Source organism: Gimesia algae (genome assembly GCF_007746795.1).
Classification (GTDB): domain Bacteria; phylum Planctomycetota; class Planctomycetia; order Planctomycetales; family Planctomycetaceae; genus Gimesia; species Gimesia algae.
The window spans coordinates 2,250,233-2,270,525 of record NZ_CP036343.1 but is presented as its reverse complement, the minus strand read 5'-3'; the positions used below and the strand labels follow the sequence as shown (position 1 = coordinate 2,270,525).

12 protein-coding genes are annotated in these 20,293 nt (G+C 51.5%); 9 read left to right on the top strand and 3 right to left on the bottom strand.

Features of this window, described 5'->3' with window-relative positions:
- Positions 1–155 precede the first annotated feature (155 nt).
- Positions 156–1,049 carry a LysR family transcriptional regulator gene (locus tag Pan161_RS08145; RefSeq protein ID WP_145225747.1) on the bottom strand — a complete coding sequence of 298 codons (894 nt, stop codon included), beginning with the start codon at positions 1,047–1,049 and terminating at the stop codon, positions 156–158.
- Positions 1,050–1,348: 299 nt separating this feature from the next.
- Between Pan161_RS08145 and Pan161_RS08140 the strand changes: the two genes are divergently transcribed.
- The 5 genes from Pan161_RS08140 (at position 1,349) to Pan161_RS08120 (ending at position 9,183) form a co-directional block, all read left to right on the top strand.
- Positions 1,349–4,492, top strand: a complete 3,144-nt coding sequence (locus Pan161_RS08140; protein WP_145225745.1) for a PSD1 and planctomycete cytochrome C domain-containing protein — start codon at positions 1,349–1,351, stop codon at positions 4,490–4,492.
- 71 nt (positions 4,493–4,563) lie between these two features.
- Positions 4,564–6,003 (top strand): DUF1501 domain-containing protein, encoded by a 1,440-nt coding sequence (locus tag Pan161_RS08135; protein ID WP_232103663.1) that lies wholly within the window; start codon positions 4,564–4,566, stop codon positions 6,001–6,003.
- A gap of 180 nt (positions 6,004–6,183) precedes the next feature.
- Positions 6,184–6,891, top strand: coding sequence for a methyltransferase domain-containing protein (locus Pan161_RS08130; protein ID WP_145225743.1), 708 nt, complete (start codon positions 6,184–6,186; stop codon positions 6,889–6,891).
- Positions 6,888–8,051 (top strand): NAD(P)/FAD-dependent oxidoreductase, encoded by a 1,164-nt coding sequence (locus Pan161_RS08125; protein ID WP_145225741.1) that lies wholly within the window; start codon positions 6,888–6,890, stop codon positions 8,049–8,051. The genes Pan161_RS08130 and Pan161_RS08125 overlap by 4 nt, the downstream gene beginning before the upstream one ends.
- 28 nt (positions 8,052–8,079) lie before the next feature.
- On the top strand, positions 8,080–9,183 hold the full coding sequence (locus Pan161_RS08120) for a type III polyketide synthase (protein ID WP_145225739.1): 1,104 nt from the start codon (positions 8,080–8,082) through the stop codon (positions 9,181–9,183).
- Between the two features lie 26 nt (positions 9,184–9,209).
- Here the strand turns inward: Pan161_RS08120 and Pan161_RS08115 are convergent, their stop codons facing one another.
- The gene (locus tag Pan161_RS08115; RefSeq protein ID WP_145225737.1) at positions 9,210–10,079 is read right to left on the bottom strand and encodes an SAM-dependent methyltransferase; all 870 of its coding nucleotides are present in this window, start codon (positions 10,077–10,079) and stop codon (positions 9,210–9,212) included.
- Positions 10,080–10,601: 522 nt separating this feature from the next.
- Here Pan161_RS08115 and Pan161_RS08110 point away from each other — a divergent pair.
- The 3 genes from Pan161_RS08110 (at position 10,602) to Pan161_RS08100 (ending at position 16,603) form a co-directional block, all read left to right on the top strand.
- A complete protein-coding gene (locus Pan161_RS08110) occupies positions 10,602–12,848 on the top strand; it encodes a DUF1549 and DUF1553 domain-containing protein (RefSeq protein ID WP_145225735.1) in 2,247 nt (748 codons plus the stop codon).
- A gap of 90 nt (positions 12,849–12,938) precedes the next feature.
- The gene (locus tag Pan161_RS08105; RefSeq protein WP_145225733.1) at positions 12,939–15,176 is read left to right on the top strand and encodes a serine protease; all 2,238 of its coding nucleotides are present in this window, start codon (positions 12,939–12,941) and stop codon (positions 15,174–15,176) included.
- 2 nt (positions 15,177–15,178) lie between these two features.
- Positions 15,179–16,603, top strand: coding sequence for a DUF1501 domain-containing protein (locus tag Pan161_RS08100; protein ID WP_145225731.1), 1,425 nt, complete (start codon positions 15,179–15,181; stop codon positions 16,601–16,603).
- A gap of 22 nt (positions 16,604–16,625) precedes the next feature.
- Here Pan161_RS08100 and cls read toward each other — a convergent pair whose 3' ends face one another.
- Entirely contained in the window at positions 16,626–18,065 is a 1,440-nt protein-coding gene (gene cls / locus Pan161_RS08095; protein WP_145225729.1) for a cardiolipin synthase, read from the bottom strand.
- A gap of 345 nt (positions 18,066–18,410) precedes the next feature.
- Here cls and Pan161_RS08090 point away from each other — a divergent pair, with 345 nt between their 5' ends.
- Positions 18,411–20,219: a glycoside hydrolase family protein gene (locus Pan161_RS08090; RefSeq protein ID WP_232103662.1), complete on the top strand. Its 1,809-nt coding sequence runs from the start codon at positions 18,411–18,413 to the stop codon at positions 20,217–20,219.
- Positions 20,220–20,293: the final 74 nt, after the last annotated feature.

Sequence of the window (20,293 nt, the reverse complement as noted above, 5' to 3'; positions counted from 1 at the left end):
ATGGCTGGCAGAATCGTTCTATCATCTGCATAAAATTGAATTGTAAAAACAGATGAAGCTGCTTATTGTTTGATTCAACTATACGTCGCTGCATTCTGTATGTCTAATGCAATCGATGGATAGCTGTTATGTCTGAAGTGCATGGATGGATTTGATTATTTCAGTGAGCACTGAATCTGCGAGTACTCGTGAAGTCGTTTCCTGAATTCCAGCAGCAGTCGACTCTGAAAACGATAGGGATTCCAGACAGCAGCGATTTTTCGCGTGGGACTGTTTCCGCTGATCGAGCGGTAGACGCGACGGTCTGTTTTATCGAGTCGCCGCGCCATCTGGGGAATCATGGAAATTCCGTGCGATAAAGAGACCAGTTCCTGTACCATCGCCAGCTGGCTGGTCTGCTCTACCGCCACGGGATGAAATGAGCGTTGTCGGCAGAACGAAACAATATTGTCTGACAGGCAGTGTGCTTCATCCAGCAGGACGAACGGATAGGATTTGATATCGTTCAAGCGGATATGTGGTTTATCTACCAGGGGGTGATCGGGAGGCAGAACCAACAGCAGTTCTTCTTCAAACAGTTCCTCAACTTCCAGGTATTTGGCCGGGACCGGAAGTGCGATGATCGCGAGATCAATTTCTCCCTGGGTACAGCGTTTGAGTAAATGGTCGGTCGTATCTTCCTGTACGATCAGAGAAGCTTTGGGGAACTCTGTAGAAAACTGCCGCAATAAATCAGGGAGAAAAAAAGGAGCGATCGTGGGAATCGCACCGACCCGAATCTGGCCGCTTTGGCCATCGTCTGAGATTTCTGCTTTGGTGTCAGCGATCAGTGTGAGAACCTGTTGGGCACGAGATTGCAGCAACTTACCCGCTTCCGTTAAGGCAACGGAGCGGGTTTTACGTTCGAAGACGGGTTGCCCCAGTTCTTCTTCCAGCTTCTGGATGGAACGGCTGAGGGCCGGCTGCGAGATCAGCAGTTCTTCGGCAGCCCGGGTGAAATTACCTCGTTCGGCAACTCGTAAAAAATAGCGTAACTGATCGACTTCCATCGCAGAGTATCCCGATCTTGTGATGTTGAACAGGTATTTAGCGTATGCGTTCTATGCGGTGAAGGTATAGTTTAGTGGTTATTAGCTGACGATAGCCAATCCGAACCGGTGACTGGCTCAGAATTTTTACAAATCGTTGGGAAAACTGGATTTGGAGGTTTGTCAAACGGAATATTCGTGCGAAAATAGAAGTGAACGGTAAGCATATATCAAAATATCTAAATCCTTGAATGTTATTCGGGAGTGATTTACGATACCGGTACTAAGATTCGTGTAAATTACCTCTAATGGAGTCCTGTATGACGATCCTGTTCAAACGCTTCTGTTTGATGTTACTGGTAAGTTGCTGTGTACTTTGCGCAGGTGTGTCTGCTGAAGAAGTAAAACCGGAGAAATTAACCTACGAAGAACATATTCGACCGATCTTCCGTGCCCATTGTTTTGACTGCCACGGCGCCGTTGAAGAAATGAAGGGGGGCCTCGATTTGCGCCTGGTCCGTTTCATGACCAGGGGGGGGGAATCGGGCGAAGCCATCATTCCAGGGAAACCGGACAAGAGTTATCTGATCGAACGCATTGAGAGTGGCGATATGCCACCCGGCGAAGCGCGGGTTCCCCAGGATCAGATCGAGACTCTGAAACGCTGGATCGCCGCAGGAGCGAAAACGGCTCGTCCCGAGCCAGAGACGATTGAACCGGGGTTGGGAATTACACCCGAAGAACGGGCTTACTGGGCGTTCCAGCCTGTGCACAGACCAGAGGTTTCTGAAGAACTCAAAAGCAGACCGGGGGTACGTTCGCCCATCGATGCGTTGCTGCTAAAAGCCATGCCGGAAGGTCTGGCATTTTCTCCCGATGCCGAGAAACTAACGCTGACCAAGCGCGCCAGTTTCGACCTGCTGGGTCTGCCTCCCAGTCCGGAACAGATTCGCCGGGTGATGGCAGATCAGTCTGCTGGCTGGTACGAAGTCTATCTGGATGAACTGTTACAGTCGCCTCACTACGGAGAACGCTGGGCACGTCACTGGCTGGATATCGCCGGGTATGCTGATTCCGAAGGTTATACGGTGAATGATGTCGTGCGCCCCTGGGCGTGGAAATACCGTGACTATGTGATTCGATCGTTGAATGCGAACAAACCATTCAATGAATTCATCGTGGAGCAACTGGCCGGGGATGAGTTGGCCGGAAAGCGTGAAGGCGATCTGACAGAAAAACAGATTGAACTGTTGACGGCTACAGGATTTTTGCGAATGGCAGCTGACGGAACTGGCAGCGGCAGTAATACTCCTGAAGCGCGCAATCAGGTCATTGCGGATACAATGAAGATTGTCAGCAGTTCGCTGATGGGGGTCAGTGTTGCCTGTGCACAATGTCATGACCATCGTTATGACCCGATTCCACAGTCGGATTACTTTGCAATGCGGGCTGTTTTTGAGCCGGCGTTTGACTGGCAGCACTGGCAGACACCACCCCAAAGGAAAGTCTCGCTGTATACAGCCGCTGATCGGGTGAAAGCAGCAGAAATAGAAGCCGAAGTCAAAAAAGTCGTCGCCACCAAAATTGAAAAGCAGGCCGCCTATATGGCGGAAGCTCTGGAAACGGAGCTGAAGAAATATGAGCAGCCTTTGCGGGACCAGTTAAAAACCGCCTACCAGACTGCCGCAGATAAAAGAACTCCTGAGCAGAAAGAACTGCTCAAGAAAAACCCCAGTGTTAATATTTCACCGGGCGTGTTGTATCAGTATCTTCCCAAAGCCGCAGAAGAGTTGAAGGAATTTGATAAACAGATCGCTGAGATCAGAAGTAAAAAGCCGGTGGAAGAGTTTTTGCGAGTGGCCGTTGAACCTGCCAATCATCTGCCCGTGACAAAACTGTTTCACCGCGGCGATTATCGACAGCCCATGCAGGTGATAGAGCCTGCAGGATTGACAGTGGTAGCACCGGAAGGGGAACGCAGGAAATTCCCGGTTAATGATACTACCCTGCCGACGACCGGGCGTCGGCTGGCATTCGCCCGCTGGTTGACCAATGGAGAACATCCGCTGGTCGCTCGCGTGTTAGTAAATCGAATCTGGTTACATCACTTCGGACGGGCGATTGTCAGCACGCCAGGCGAATTCGGCAAGTTGGGTTCGACTCCCACGCATCCGGAGTTACTCGACTGGCTGGCTACTGAATTCATGCAGCAGGGCTGGGACCTGAAAAAACTGCATCGTACAATCATGTTATCGACTGCCTATCGACAGGCAGGCGCCCCTGATCCGAGTAAGGAATCAATCGATCCGGAAAATAATTACTATTGGCGTAAACCAATTGTCCGCCTCGAAGCAGAAACGTTACGGGATCGGATGCTGGCCGTTTCCGGTGTGCTTGATCCTCAGCTGTATGGTGCCCCGGTGGCTATCAAAGAGGACGACTTCGGTCAGGTTGTCGTCTCCGGTGATCAGCTCCGTCGCAGTCTATATATTCAGGCCCGCCGCAGTCAGCCGGTGGGGATGCTGCAGACATTTGATGCGCCGGTAATGGAGATCAACTGTGAGCGGCGTTCGAGTTCGACCGTCGCAACCCAGTCTCTGATGCTGATGAACGGCAGTTTTATCCTTTCACAATCCGGGAAGCTGGCGGAACGACTGGCGCGGGATGCACCGGAATTGAAACCGGATGTGCTGGCATCACTGCCTGAACTCCCGCCGACTGTCAGGCCCGTGTGGAGTTATGGCTATGGGAAACTGGATGAAACCGATTCGCTGAAGAGTACCTTTACTGCACTACCTCACTGGTCTGGTTCCAGCTGGCAGGGAGGCCCCAAGCTCCCGGATCCTGCACTGGGCTGGGTGACATTGAATGCGGGAGGCGGTCATCCGGGCAGTCAGTATGTTGCCATCCGTCGCTGGACAGCGCCGGCTTCGGGGACGCTGTCTGTCACAGGAAAACTACAGCATGGCAGTGAACACGGGAATGGCGTGCGGGCACTGGTCCTTTCCAGTCGTTCCGGGCTGGCCGGTCAGTGGGACATCAAAAATCAGTCTGTTGATACAGGAGTGGGCTCATTAATGGTTCAACCGGGCGATACCATTGACTTCATTACGGATTGTAAACAGAAGGATGTCGGCTTTGATTCTTTCTCCTGGGGTTTTCAGTTGTCGCTGAAAAACGAGCAGGGAGGAGTGCATAAGTGGGATTCTGCTGCTGAATTCCGAGGACCGGAACCAGAACAGAAAAGTCTGCCTGCCCAGGCAGCTTATGCCTTTGAACTGGCCCTTTGCCGACAACCGACGCCGGACGAACTGCTTCTGGTAATCCGATTCATCAACAACCAGATGGTTTATTTGCAACAACATCCGGAACAGCTTCCCAAAGGCGTCACGCCCGGGCAACAGGTGATTACGAATCTGTGCCAGGCGTTGATGAGTTCTAACGAATTTTTATATGTCGATTAATAAGTGTGATCAGCGTTTTGACTGAGTATAATTTTCGAAAGTATTTGAGTTCCTTCTTTTTGGTGTAGCCGATGACACATTTTAGCAGACGACAGTTTCTGGCAGAAAACGCGATGGGCATTGGTACTGTTGCGCTGGCCTGGCTACTGAAGCAAGATCAACTCCTGGCGCGGCCCAAGAACATTCCCATCAAGCAACCTCATTTTGATCTGACGCCTAAGGCAGCGCAGTTCGCACCACAGGCGAAAGCCATGATCTCGCTGTTTCAGCATGGCGGCCCGGCGCATATGGATTTGACCGATCCCAAACCGGAGTTGACTAAATATAGCGGGACTGATTTTAAAGGCGATATCCAATACAGCTTCGTGCAGCAGGCGAGTAAAAAGCTGTTGGGGAGTCCGTGGAAATTTCAGAAGCACGGGCAATGTGGGACCGAACTTTCAGAACTGTTGCCTCATCTGGCAGAAATTGTGGATGACATCTGTGTGGTTCGCTCCATGCATACTGGCGCCAATGGTCACGAGGTCTCAATTCGCTATTTTCATGGGGGGATTCCTGGAGTGCTGGGACGTCCGAATCTGGGGTCCTGGCTGGTTTATGGCTTAGGTTCAGAATCTCAAAACCTGCCGGCGTACATGGTGTTGACTGATCCGGGAGGATTGCCCGTGGATGGCGTCACCAACTGGTCTAACGGATTTATGCCGTCACTGTTCCAGGGCACCGTACTGCGACCCAAGGAGCCACGCATTTTGAATCTGGATGCACCGGCACATCTGCAGGGGTCTTTGCAGCAGCTGAATCTGGAACTGCTGCAGACACTCAATAAGCGACATTACGAACAGCATCCTCACGAATCGGATCTGGAAGCGCGAATCTCAAGTTATGAGTTGGCAGCGCGGATGCAGACTTCCGCCCGCGAAGCGCTCGACCTCTCTCAGGAAACCAAAGCCACACAGGATATGTATGGTCTGGATGATCCCAAAACAAAAGAATACGGAACCCGATGTCTGATCGCCCGCCGCCTGGTGGAACGCGGGGTGCGGTTCGTGCAACTGTTCCTCGGAGGACAACCGTGGGACAATCACAGCAATATTTCAACCGGACTGCCTGCGATATGTGGTCGCACGGATAAGCCTTCTGCGGCACTTGTAAAAGATCTGAAGCAACGGGGCATGCTGGATTCCACACTCGTGCACTGGGGGGGCGAGATCGGGCGACTGCCTGTGACGCAGAACCACGGCGATGCCAAGAGTGCAGGCCGCGATCATAACGGCCAGGGATTCAGTATCTGGCTGGCCGGAGGTGGCATTAAAGGGGGAATGACCTTTGGGAAAACAGATGAGTTCGGGCATAAAGCGGTAGAAAATGTTGTGACCCCCAATGACTTCCAGGCCACCATCATGCGGCTGTTTGGACTTGATTATCAGCAGTTGCTCTATCATCACAATGGTCAGGAACAGATGATTACGAATGGGCGTCCTGCGAGAGTTGTGTCTGACATTCTGGCATAGTTCGCTCTGATCTGTTCAACCTGGAGCCTGAGCCTGATAGACTGTATCTCGTCTTAACAACTAAGGCTTGAATCACAATGATCGCGCACCCGAACTACTGTATTATTAGTAGCGATTGGGTATGCTCAACTCAGCATCAATGCGGGCTGAGGCGATGGATCGAATCGAATTGACTTAAATATGAATTTAAAAATCCGCCAGCGAGAACCGGAATTGATGGATCAGCCCGGGTTGTCTGAAGGCGAGCATAGTCACGCCTTAGCGGGTCTGGGGCGAATTAACTGGTGGAGTCGCAGTGATGCCATCGTGTGGCCGGTCATTCTGGAATTAGCCCGACGTCGAACTGGGAAACCTTTACAGATACTGGATATTGCCAGTGGCGGCGGGGATGTCGCGTTAAGCATTGCTGCCCGTGCGAAGCGTGCGGGAATTTCCGTTGAGGTTGATGGCTGTGATATCAGCCCCTTCGCTGTCAAGTATGCGACACAGCAGGCTTCAAACCGGGGGCAGGAGCAGGTGCGATTTTTTGAATGCGATGTGCTCTCGGAATCGCTGGATAAACAATATGATGTGGTCATGTGCTCGTTGTTCCTGCATCATCTTGATGAGGAGCCCGCTCAACAGCTTCTGAAAATTATGTCGCAGTCGACCAGGCAACTGATGCTGGTGAATGATTTGCGACGATCGCGCGCCGGATACGGGCTTGCCTGGACGGCCTGTCGTTTATTAACCCGCTCATCGGTTGTGCACACTGATGGTCCGCTCTCAGTGGCAGGCGCGTTTACGGTGAATGAGATTACGGAACTGGCCGGACAGGCCGGATTAAGTGGTTTTCAGGTCACGCGTCACTGGCCGCAACGCTGGTTGCTGAAGTGGAGTCGAGTATGACTCTGACCAGTTCGTTGAATCGGGAAGCAGCCTGTGGACAGCACTGGGATGCCCTCGTCATCGGTGCCGGTCCCGCTGGGGCTGTGGCGGCCCGGCAACTGGCACAGCAGAAACTGCGGACACTGCTGGTCGAACGCAAAACATTTCCCCGTTACAAAGTCTGTGGCTGTTGTCTCAATCAGCGGGCGATCAATGCATTGCAACAGATCGGTCTGGGCCAGTTACTGGAATCTGCCGGTGCAGTGCCGATAAATCAGTTTCGTATGCAATACCAGGGACGAAAAACAGCGGTCGCTTTACCGGGGGGACTGGCGATTTCTCGAGAAGTTTTCGATACGCGACTGGTTGAGTCGGCGATCGACGCCGGTGCTGAGTTTCTGCAGGATACCACTGCGATCGTCGTCGGCAGTTCAGAAAAACGTTCTTCACGAACAGTAGAACTCAATTACCAGGGGCACTTCGCTGGTTCCGTCTCTGCAAAAATTGTGCTGGCGGCGGACGGGCTGGGGCATCCCAGTCTGCAGAACTGTTCGGGGTTTGACATGCAGGTTGCCTCCGATTCCCGGATTGGAGTCGGTGCGGCATTTGCCGTGAAAAACCATACATCCTATCCACCAGGCATGATTCACATGGCGATCCACAGATCCGGCTATGTGGGTCTGGTACGCGTGGAAGGAGAGAACCTGAATCTGGCTGCTGCCATCGATCGGGCTTTTATCAAACAATGTGCCGGTCCAGCAGCCGCGGTATTGCAGATCCTGAGAGAGTCTGGATCCCCGGTACTGCCGGAAATGACCGAGAGCAGTTTTAAGGGCACGTTGCCTGTCACCCGTAAAACTTTGCGACCGGTGGGCGACCGATTGTTTGTGCTGGGAGATGCAGCCGGTTATCTGGAACCGTTTACCGGAGAAGGGATGGCGAACGCGATTACAGAGGGAATGGCTGTTGCGCAACTGGTGCCGGAAGGAATACGCCACTGGGATTCCGCGCTGGAACAAAAATGGTTAAACGCTCACTATGCCCTGACGGACGGCCGTTTGTTCTGGTGTCGCTGGCTGGCCCGCTTATTGCGTTCGCCCACAGCCGTGGGCTGGGGACTGCGACTGTTTCATCTATTTCCGGGAATGGCCCGCCCGATTGTAGCCCGCTTAAATCACTAAATATCCTGAGAGTAACTAAAGAGCATTTATGAGTTTTGAAATATTGGGAATCGGCACGACAAATCCCGAGCATTCGATTCAGCAGTCGGATGCGGCCGTACACGCCTTGTCTTTCTCCTGTCAGACCGAAACAACAGATCAACTGCAACGCCTGCTGCCGGTGCTCTATCGACGGGCCGGAGTGAAAACACGACACAGCGTTGTTCTGGAAAACAGCTCCGATGGAGAAGCAGTCAGACAGACATTTTATCAACCTTCTGAATCGCCGGTTGATCTGGGGCCTGCCACTTCGATCCGCATGCAGGAATACGAAAAACATGCGGGTCTGCTGGCAATTGCTGCCGTCCACGCTGCATTAGACTCTGCTAAGATTGACCCGGCTGAAGTGACACACCTCGTGACCGTTTCCTGCAGTGGTTTCAGTGCGCCAGGATTTGATTTGCAGGTCTTGAAACAGCCTGGCTTTTCACCCGATGTTTCACGGACGCATATCGGCTTTATGGGTTGTCATGGTGCTCTGAACGGGCTGCGCGTGGCGAAGGCGTTTACTGATAGTGATCCCGAAGCCTGTGTCGTTATCTGTGCGGTCGAGCTCTGCACACTGCATCAACAGTATGGCTGGTGCCCGGACAAGATTGTGGCAAATGCCCTGTTTGCAGATGGGGCGGCGGCTGTCGTCGGGAAACAATCACAAGGTAGTTCAAGCGATCATTGGAACCTAGTTGCCTCCGGCTCAACAGTCGTGCCGAATTCTGAAGAGCTGATGAGCTGGCGGATTGGAGATCATGGATTTGAAATGACACTGTCGCCAGAGATTCCCGATTTGATCAAATCCCGGTTACGTCCCTGGCTTGTGAACTGGCTCGCCGCTGAAGGGACCCGGGTTGAAGAGATTGGCAGCTGGGCCATTCACCCGGGCGGTCCACGGATTTTGACTGCGGTGGCAGAAGCCATTGAGTTTGAGGAAGAAAAACTGGCGACTTCCCGTGAAATTCTTTCCGAGTTTGGAAATATGTCTTCGCCGACCGTACTCTTTATTCTGCAGCGTCTGCAGGCGGCTCAGGCAGCACGTCCCTGTGTGATGCTGGGGTTTGGTCCCGGACTGGTGATTGAAGCGGCGCTGGTGAAATAGTGCCGGACCGACAGCACAACCGAATCTTACAGTGGCTTGTGGGCAATAAAGCATCCATACTGCATTGCCCCCGATTCATAAGCTTTTAAAATGGTTTCAAAACGGTCCAGAAACATGACCGTGTCTCGGTCAATGAGTCGTGCCAGCCAGCGGACACCGGTTTTCTGAACGCGCTGCTGACAGATTTCCCAGGTCTGGGAGACGCGATTCGTCCAGTTGTGATACGCCTGAAATTCCAGCCCGGCATTTTCCATCCAGGACTGATAGTCTGCGGCACTCCCCAGGGAAGGACAGAAAAATCCTTCGCAAACATCGTAAACCTGCTGCCGGGCTTCTTCTGTATCCAGATGATCTCCCGCCAGCCAGGCACAGATTGCCATACTGCCGCCCGGTCGCAACCAGGTGGCTGCTTTATTGAAAAAAGCCTGCTTATCAAACAGGTGCTCTGTGCATTCAATACTCCAGATATTGTCAAACGATTCGACTGGAAATTCAGCAGTTTCCGCATCCTGACAGAGGAACTGCGTCCGTTGCTGCTGACCCCGTCCGCGTGCTTCCAGCGCAGCCCAGCGACGTTGAACCGGACTGAGTGTGATACCAGTGACATGGCAGCCGAAAGTCTTTGCCAGATGAATGGATGACCCCCCCATACCACAGCCGACATCCAGCAGATCTGCATCAGGCTGGACCCCCAGCAGTTCCGCGAGTGTTTCCGTTAAATGTTGCTGGGCGATGGCAGAAGATTTTCCATAATCAATTTGACTTGCTGACTGACTGTCCGGGGTTTCCCACAATCCATGATGAATGTGGCGTCCCCAAAGCAGGCGATAAAACAGAGTTGTCAGATTGTAATGACTGCGAATGACTTCTTTTTGGACTGTCGGGCAACTGATCATGTGATAGTACCAATTTTCAGAAAAGAGGCTGCTTTGTCAAGCTACAAATTGAGAGTTAGGGGGCGTTGTTTACGTGCTCCGTTGTCGCATTCTCGGGCTATTTATCAACCCGAATTTTAAAAATGACACTCCACTAGACTGTGTCCAGTTTTACTGTAGCGTCTCCAAGGCCATTTGGACCGAGTATACTAGATTGAGAGACGCTATGGTTAAATGTGATGCGCTCTAGTATTGAATTCTGAGTTCAAAATATGATTTCAGGAATGATACAAAACATCACATCGTCGAGGCTCAGGTAATTTTACAAAATCTGGCAGGACAGTGTTGAAGTATGTCGTAGAATTACGAGACGAGATTGCCACTTATCAATGTGTTCATATGAATATTCATTTTCGTGCTAAATGAAACTTATTTATTGACATTCGCCAATCGCATGTGTATGGTTTTATATATATTATATATAGAGATAGCGCTATTTTAGTATTCCCACCACGAAACCTTCCCACCTCAATCAGAATCGACATGAAAACATTGCATAACGCTGCTTCAACACGTCTGTTCGTTCTCTGTTTCCCGGTGGTGATGCTCCTGGGCAGTTCTGCAGGTGCCTTGAACGCGGAAGAAAAAAACTCCCCGGTCAGTTTCGTCAATGATGTGATGCCCGTCCTGACTAAGGCAGGGTGCAACATGGGTGTCTGTCACGCCAAGGCAGGAGGGGGGCAGAATGGATTTCAGCTATCGTTGCTGGGATTTGAACCGCTGGATGATTATGACAGTCTGGTCAAGGAAGCACATGGCCGTCGACTGTTTCCCTCAGTTTCTTCGAAAAGCCTGCTGCTCACGAAAGCTTCAGGTGAAACTCCCCATGGAGGGGGGACCCGCTTACCCCGTGATTCGGAAGGGTATCAGCTGATTCGTCGCTGGATTGAAGAGGGAGCCCGCTATTCCACCGGGAATGAGCCGAGCCTGGAATCAGTGGACGTTCAGCCGGAACGCGGACTGGTCAATATGGGTGAGACTCAACAACTGAAGGCGATTGCAAAATATTCGGATGGGAGCAAACGCGATGTCACTGAGTTCGCCTTATACGAGTCGAACATCAAGTCGATGGCAGATGCGACGGAGGAAGGTCTTGTTAAAGTGCATGACATCCCCGGTAAAGTTGCGGTGATGGTTCGCTATCAGGGCAAGATTGCGGTCTTCACAGCGGCAATTCCCCTGGGGGCACCAATTCAGGAAGTGCCTGCAGAAAAGAATATGATTGACCGTCATGTCTTTGCCAATCTGAAAGAGCTGGGAATTCCCCCGTCTGAAGTCTGTGATGATGCGACCTTTTTACGTCGTGTCACTTTGGATATTTGTGGTCGCTTTCCAACACAGGAAGAAACCGAATCCTTCCTGGCGAGTACCGATCCCAAAAAACGGGATGAGGTCGTGGAGCGCCTGTTGCGGAGTCCCAACTACGCAGACTACTTTGCTTCCAAATGGACACCGCTGCTGAAGAACCGCCGCGATGCAGCCAATGACATTACTTCAAACTTCGCGTTCCATGCCTGGATCCGAGACAGTCTGCTGGCGAATGTCCCCTATGATCAATTGGTTCGCGAACTGCTGGGAGCAACCGGAACCGTCGTCAGCAATCCGCCTGTCGCCTGGTACAAGCGCGTGAAAGATCCCAAAGATCAGCTGGAAGATATTGCCCAGTTGTTTCTGGGAGTGCGAATGCAATGTGCTCAATGTCATCACCATCCCTTTGAACGCTGGAGTCAGGACGATTATTACAGTCTGTCTGCTTTCTTCTCACAGATCGGTCGTAAGCCGACCGGGACCCAGGGAGAAGACCTGATCTTCCATAAGCGGGGTATCGCGCAGGCAAAGAATGTGAAATCGGGTGAGATGTTGAAACCGGTTGCCCTGGGTGATGATATCGGCGAAATCTCTCCTGATGAAGATCCCCGGTTGCGTCTGGGGAACTGGATGAGTTCCAAAGACAATCCCTTTTTTGCCAAAGCGCTGGTGAACCGCTACTGGAAACATTTTTTCAAGCGGGCTCTGATTGAACCGGAAGATGATATCCGGGATACGAATCCCCCTTCCAATCCGGAATTGATGACGGCACTGGAAGAACACTTCATCCAGTCTGGCTTTGATCTGAAGCAGCTGATTACATTGATTACTCAGTCACATACCTATCAACTGAGTTCCATGCCGAATGAATACAATCTTCAGGATCGCCAGAATTATTCGCGGTTCTATCCACGTCGTCTGCAGGCGGAAGTCCTGCTGGACTCTGTCGATCAACTGGCTGGTTCGACGACGGCATTTGCTAATTTACCACCGGGAACCCGTGCGATTGCACTGCCAGATAACAGCTACACAAAAGCGTCGGCTTTCCTGAAGGTCTTTGGTCGTCCCAACAGTGCCAGTGTCTGTGAATGTGAGCGGGTGCAATCTTCCAGTCTGGCTCAGAGCCTGCATCTGATTAACTCTTCGGAGATGAAATCCAAGCTGGCAACAGCGACGGGGCGTGCTGCTCAATTAGCCAAAGCATCAGACAAATCTGTGGAAGAAAAAGTGAATGAGTTGTATCTGATCGCATTTGCCCGCAAGCCACAACCTGAAGAATTACAGACAGCAGTACATTATCTGACAACACCGGCAGCCGATGCAAAGGCAAAACCGGATGCGAAGAAAACACCGAATTCAAAAGACTATCAGGACCTGATCTGGGCGCTGATGAATACCAAAGAGTTTTTGTTTAATCATTAATGACTTGTGGCGTATCTTCGTCAGACTGCTTTGAAGCAGTTTCTCTCACGATCATCAAGTTGGTAACCAATAAAGCAGAGGCCGGGAAATATGAAATACTTTCGACTGCAGTTCTCACTTGTGATGGGGGTCTGCCTGGCAGTGAGTTGCCTGGTTTCAGCGAAAGCACAGGCGCAACTGGTCTGTCTACCCGCACCCCGGTTATTGACCACCATGCCTATGGGAGGTCAGGCGGGGACCACTTTTGAAGTAACGATTACCGGTGAAAATATTGAAGATGCCGATGAGCTCAGCTTTTCACATGAGGGAATTACTGCGACCCCAAGCCTGGGTAAAGACGGTTTGCCAGTAGCCAACAAGTATACGGTCACAATATCCAAAGACTGCCCGCTGGGAATTCATGAAGCCCACGTCATGACGCGTCTTGGAGTTTCTTCCAGCCGTGCTTTCAATGTAGGGCGTCTGCCGGAAACTGCTCAGACGGCCGCGAATACCAGTCTGGAAACAGCAAAGAAACTGGAACTGAATTCGATCTGCAATGCAGTGATGTCGCGACAGAAGATCGACTATTACACATTCGAAGCCGGCAAAGATCAACGGGTGATTGTCGACTGTGCTGCGAAAGGCATCGATTCGAAACTCAATCCAGTTGTCATTATTGCTGATGAGCGTGGAATGGATCTGGTGGTAGAACGACGTGGGGGCATGCTTGATTTTAAAGTTCCAGAAACTGGTAAATACGTGATTAAGGTGCATGGCTTGACTTATGATGGTGGCCCTTATCATTTTTATCGACTGGCAGTTAAGAATGTTGCCCGGGATGAGATCGTTCCCCGAATGCCTTCCATTAGAAAAGTCAGCGCCTTCTCATGGCCTCCTGCAGGGCTCACCAGCGAAATGCTCAAGCCGGAAGCAGAACCAAATAATGCACGTGCAGCAGCACAGAAAATCACTCTGCCTTGCGATATCAGTGGCAGTTTCTTTCCTGCGGCAGACGTTGATACATTTGAATTTACCGCGAAGAAAGGTGAAGTCTGGTGGGTCGAAGTCGCTTCAGAACGTCTGGGGCGTCCGACCGATCCTTCGATTGTTGTGCAACATGTCAGTGGATCCGGTTCTGAAGTAAAAATTACCGATCTGGTTGAGCTGAGTGACATTCCCAGCCCGGTGAAGGTTTCCAGCAATGGGTATTCCTACAATGGCCCTCCTTATAATGCCGGCTCTTCAGATATTATCGGGAAAGTCGAAATTAAGCAGGACGGAGTGCATCATCTGCAGATCCGGGATCTGTTTGGTGGCACACGCAATGATTCGAAAAATATCTATCGACTGATTATTCGCAAAGCGGCTCCCGATTTTTCCCTGGTGGGTTGGGCTCTGCATATGAACCTGCGAAACGGTGACCGAAATGCCCTTTCCAAACCCATTGCCTTGCGGGGCGGAGCCACAATGCCTCTGGAAGTGGTTGTCGTCCGGCGTGATGGCTTTGATGGCGAAATTGAATTGTTCATGGAAAACCTGCCAGAGGGAGTGACTGCCACCGGGCTGAAAATCGGTAAGGGAAAATCGAGAGGCACGATGTTGATTTCAGCAGCGGAAGGAACACCTCGAGGTTTAACCAGTGCGAAATTCTTCGGTCGGGCAACCATCAATGATCAGGTCGTTACGCGTCCCTGTTTTCTGGCATCCATGCAATGGCCTGTCAAAAATGCCTGGAGTGAAGTACCGAGTCCGCGCCTGATGGCTGATGTCCCTGTTTCTGTAAGCACTTCAGAACAGGCACCAATCACCATCGCTCCTGCCGAAGAAAAAGTCTGGGAAGTGACAGCCGGTGAAAAGCTGACCATCCCGCTTAAGCATGATCGCCGCAGCGATTTCTCGGGGGCCAATATTACCCTGAAAACGTATGGAGAAGGCTTTGACCGGAATAAAGCCTTTGATGCCCCTCTAAAGGCTGAGGCATCAGAAGCGGTTCTGGATCTGGCAACTCTGAAAACCCCTCCTGGGGAATACAAAATTGCTTTCGGCGGATACGCCGTGGTAAAGTATAGTGAAAACCCAAAAGCGGTTGCCCTGGCTGAAATAGAACTGAAACAGGCGCAACAACAGGCGACTGCTCTGGCAGCGGAAGCAGAGAAATTGCAGAAAAAAGGTGATGCGGCTGCAAAAGAAGCGGCAGCGAAAGCAAAAACGGCTCAGGCTGATGTGACAAAAGCCGATAAACAGTTAAAGCAGGCAACCGCGAAAGCAAAACCCAAAGACATCGTAGAGATCATCTTTTCCAAGCCCATTACCATTCGTGTCAATCCAGCTAAGAAGGCGAAATAGTGATGACAGATCCTTTTCACGCATCGACAGTTCATCCATGTCCAGGGCCGGAAACCCGCCGTGGGTTTCTCAAAATGGGACTGGCTGGTTTTGCATCTCTCAGTCTTCCCGGCATTCTGAGGTTACAGGCAGCGAATCCCCTGCCTGATCAAAAGAAAAAGACAGCCGTCATCATGGTCTGGCAACCGGGTGGTTGTTCACACATTGATACTTATGATCCCAAGCCCGCTGCGCCGATTGAGTACCGCGGACCTTTCGGCATGATCCCGACCAAAGTGCCGGGGATGAATTTTACAGAACTGCTGCCGATGCAGGCGAAAATTGCAGACAAGTTTACCGTTCTGCGTTCCATGCGTCACGACAGTCCCGGGCATCCCGCGGGGACACTGCGAATGCTGACGGGGGATACTGACCGTCGGGATAAGCAAATCCCTAAATATCCCGACTGGATGTCTGTCACGAATTATCTGCGTTCTAAAGAAGGACCACGCAAAAACCCGCTGCCACCTTACGTCGGAATCAACTTTTCTTCACAGCGTGTGGGCGGTGCTTATCTGGGGGATGCCTATGGTCCCTTTACGGTTTCCGGAGATCCCAATAAACCGAATTTTTCGGTCCCCAATATCGGGTTATCGAATCAGGCAGAAGTGAAACAGCTCGACCGCCGTGCGACTCTGCGTCAGAAGCTTGATACCCTGGAGCGGTCGTTTGATCAGGCGGGCGAACTGCAGGCGCTGGACGAATTTGAAACCCAGGCCTTGACTCTGTTGACGAACCCCAAGGCGAAAGATGCCTTTGATTTAACTCAGGAAGATGATCGTACCCGTGATCGTTATGGTCGCAACAGCTGGGGCCAGCAGTTGCTGATGGCGCGGCGTCTAGTGGAAGCGGGCGTGGATGTGATTTCCACCAGCTTGAGCGGCCCGCTCTGCGGCCGTGTGTCAAACTGGGACGATCACGCGGTCAACCACCATGTCTTCGATGCCATGCGGTTCCGTTCGAAGGCATACGATCAGGCTGTCTCTGCATTAATTGAAGATATTTATGACCGTGGACTGGATGAACGAGTGCTGGTGGTGGTCACCGGTGAATTCGGGCGGACTCCGAAAGTCAATTACCAGCCCAGTACCGGCGCAGGAAATGCGAGTGCACCTGCCGGCACAAAACAGCCGGGCCGAGATCACTGGCCACGCGCGTTTTCTAATATCTGGGCGGGTGGCGGTATCGAGACCGGTCGCTTTATCGGTGCGAGTGACAAGCTGGGCGAAGATTCCATTGAACGGATCTGTGGCGCGGGGGATTTCCTGGCGACCATCTATCATCATCTGGGCATTGATTCGTCCAGTGTCTTCATCGAAGACTTTAACGGCCGTCCGACACCGATCATTGCCGATCAGGGCAAACCAATTCCGGAACTGGTGGGTTAACCCTGCTCACGCTTCACGCTGATTACAGAACAGGTCCCAGCATGGCGATGGTATTATTCCAGAAGCGGCGGGCAATACTCCAGGCGGCGACGGCTTCCGCTGTGACTTCTTTTGAAGATGCCAGATATTCCTGCTGACGTTCCCGGACTTTTTCTGTCAGAGCAGAGTCATAAAACAGGATGTTGTTTTCGTAGTTGAGGTCAAAACTGCGACGATCCATGTTTGCCGAGCCGATTAATGTGACTTCGCCATCCAGCGTCAGTGATTTGGTATGCAGCAGACCTCCCTCGTATTCATAGATTTTCACACCTGCTTCCAGCAGCTCTTCATAATAGCTGTGGCTGGCCGCACCAACAATCCGGGAATCATTGCGGGCCGGAAAAATGATTTTCGTATCAACCCCGCGGTAAGCGGTGGCACAGAGGGCATCCTGCATCGATTCATCCGGGACATAATATGGTGTGGTAATAACCAGTTCTCGACGTGCCGAATGGATCAGTGATTCAAACATCTCCGGCATCGCTGAAAAGCGTACGGTAGGGCCGGTACCAATGACCTGGGCCGGAAATCCAGCCTCAGCAGGGGGGATGGGAGTCTCTAACAGCGCTGACAGATCTTCATCGACCTGCGTCATCCAGTCACTGATAAACAGATGCTGGTTCTGGCGCGCGACCGGGCCTTCAAACCGTATGACGGCATCGACCCAGGGGGCATATTTGGGTTTGACGAGAAACTCCGGGTCGGCACAGTTCTGACTGCCGCAGTAAGTGAGACTGTGATCAATGACCACAATTTTACGGTGATTGCGCAAATCAATACGCCCCATAAACGGGCGGAGCAGGGGATTTCCAATGGGCAATGCGACTGCTGTATGTACGCCGGCCGCTTTCATTTCATTCCAGAAAGAAGATTTGATCAGAGTCCGGGAACCCAGATCATCGGCCATAGCGCGACATTTGACGCCTCGGGCAGCAGCGCGTTTCAGGGCGTCCATTATTTTACAGCCATTGTGATCGGGTAACCAGATATAGAACAGCAGATGCACGTGCTCTTCTGCTGAGTCAATATCTTCTACCATCCTGTCGATCGTGGCATTGGAATCCGCCATCAGTTGCGCAGTGTTCCCTCCCACTGGTGAATAGCCACTGATAGAACATCCGACTCGAAAGAGATGGTCATGTTTATCGGGAATCTGTGTTTGAAAAGCTTCTTCAGGACAGATTTTGCAGCTTAGTTTTGGCAGGCGTTCGAACACTTTCTGCATGCGGGCAACGCGTCGGCGTCCGATATTGACTTCACCCAGCAGCAGGTAGGCGAGAATTCCCAGCACAGGCAGGGTGACGACGACCACGATCCAGGCCAGACGCGATGTCGGTTGGCGATGCGGCCTGAGAATCACGCGCATAATGACCAGAATTTCAATCGAAATATGAATCAGCACCGCGATTGTGGCTACGTCCATAGAATGTTCCCTGCAAAAGCGGATCGGGGCCAGCGTATTTGAGTCTTGAAGAACCGGGATAAGAAAGGGTCAACTTACCGCATTGCCAGTTTGAGTTCAAGACACGGATTCTTGAGTTAGTAATAACCTGAAATCCGTTTTACTGCAGAGGGGGCACATGGATTAATTCAGCATAGAGAATGCGCGATGTTTTCGGGATCGGGACAGCTGAACTTAGACAATACCTGTGATGCTGGATATCATATGAAAACTGTGAAACGCTTAATTCTTGCTGGGGAATACCAGTCTTGAGTTATCATTGAACTCATTTATATTTTTTATCACTTTGAACAGACTGAATTTCTCTTGCGAAAATTTCCCCTACAATATTTCTGGATGACGACTTTCATTCTCTTCAGCCAGATTTCATCAATACAAGCAGATCAGAAAACGGTACGCGGATTTCGGGAACTAAACCGATTTAAAGCAGCCGAAGCCCATCAGGCGGTCGCGGTTGACGAAACATCGTTCTATGCCATCTCAAGCCGCGAAGTCGCCCGTTATGATAAAGCCACTGGAAAACAACTGGCAAACTGGACGGGCCCGAAAGACTCCCATATTCGTCATTTGAATAGCGGGATTGTGACAGGCGGAAAACTGTATTGTGCCCATTCCAACTGGCCAAAAAGCCCGCTCAAGAATACGATCGAAGTTTTCAAACCCGAGTCTCTGGAACATCTGGAAACATTAACATTTCCCGAGACGGCAGGAGCCATCAACTGGGTCGATCATCGGCAGGGCAAATGGTGGGTTTGCTATGCTTTTTATGGTCCGCTCGAAAACGTCCGCAAGACCAGAATCGTGCGCTACGCTGAAAACTGGCAGCCGGAAGCGGAGTGGACTTTTCCCGATTCCGTCGTAAAACGGTTTTTGCCCAACAGTAATTCGGGAGGAGCGTTCGGACCCAATGGGCTGTTATATGCGACTGGTCACGATCATGCGGAAGTCTATGTACTGAGAATACCAGACACACCGGGAATTCTGGAGCATGTAGAAACATTATCCGCCCCCATCACCGGGCAGGGTATTGCCTGGGATCAGAGCGATATTGGAACCTTCTTTGGCATCGTCCGACGTTCAAAAGAGGTAGTGAAGCTCAGGCTGACGCATTCCGCCGAGTTCAGTGCGCTTCGCGATCGGATTCAATGGAAACGCGAAGCAAAAAATCCCATTCTGCCACCACGCACTGCGGGTAATTTTGATTCGACACGTTGTATGAACCCCTGGGTAGTAAGACAGAATGACCAGTATCGACTGTTCTATGCAGGCGGTGATGATCGCAGTCAGCATCGGATTGGGATGGCGACTGCGAAAGTAGACGCTATCACAGAGTGGAATCGCAGTGGTCCTTTATTTGAGAAAGGCATGTCGGGAGCCTTTGATGCACGCTGGTGTGTCCTGCCTCATGCGATTCGAATGGCGGATGACCGCTGGCATTTGTACTACACAGGAAACAGTGGGCAGGGGACGGGGCTCAGCTCATTTCCTGGTATTGGTCTGGCGACCAGCGTGGATGGTAAAAACTGGTCTCGTTTCAGTACGCAACCGGTCCTGCCACGAAGCAATGAACCGGGGAGTCCGGACGCGATCGGGGTTGCCGGAGGGTCGGTGCTGAAGATTAAGCGAAGTGATGGTACTTCGCAATGGCGTTTTTATTACACGGGATGTCCTACCACGGGTAAACCCCACCTGCTTAATCAACAGAAAACCATTTGTCTGGCAGTATCCCAGGACGGTATCCACTGGGAAAAACAAGGTGTAATCATGTTGAGAGATCCTGAACGTGATTACGAAAACGTGGGGGTCGCCGGCCCGGTTGTATTGCAGCGTGAAGATGGCAGCTTTCAGATGTGGTATTCCGCGATTGGTACTCGCTGGGGCTATTATTGTATTTGCTATGCAGAGTCAGATGATGGCATCCACTGGACCCGAGGCATTCAGTCGGGAGACAATCTGCAACTCACGCCCACAGGTTCCGGCTGGGAGAGCCAAATGGTGGAATATCCTTCTGTCATTCGGGAAGGAAAGCGGTTACGCCTGTTTTACTGTGGGAATGGCTATGGGAGAACCGGAATCGGGACCGCAGTGAGTGTTGAGCCAGATCAGAAAAACTAACACTTGCTTTTTGAGTCGAGTGTGCAATGATTCTGGCTGATTCGTGCCTGTTATCAGGATGCTACGTTTCCGGT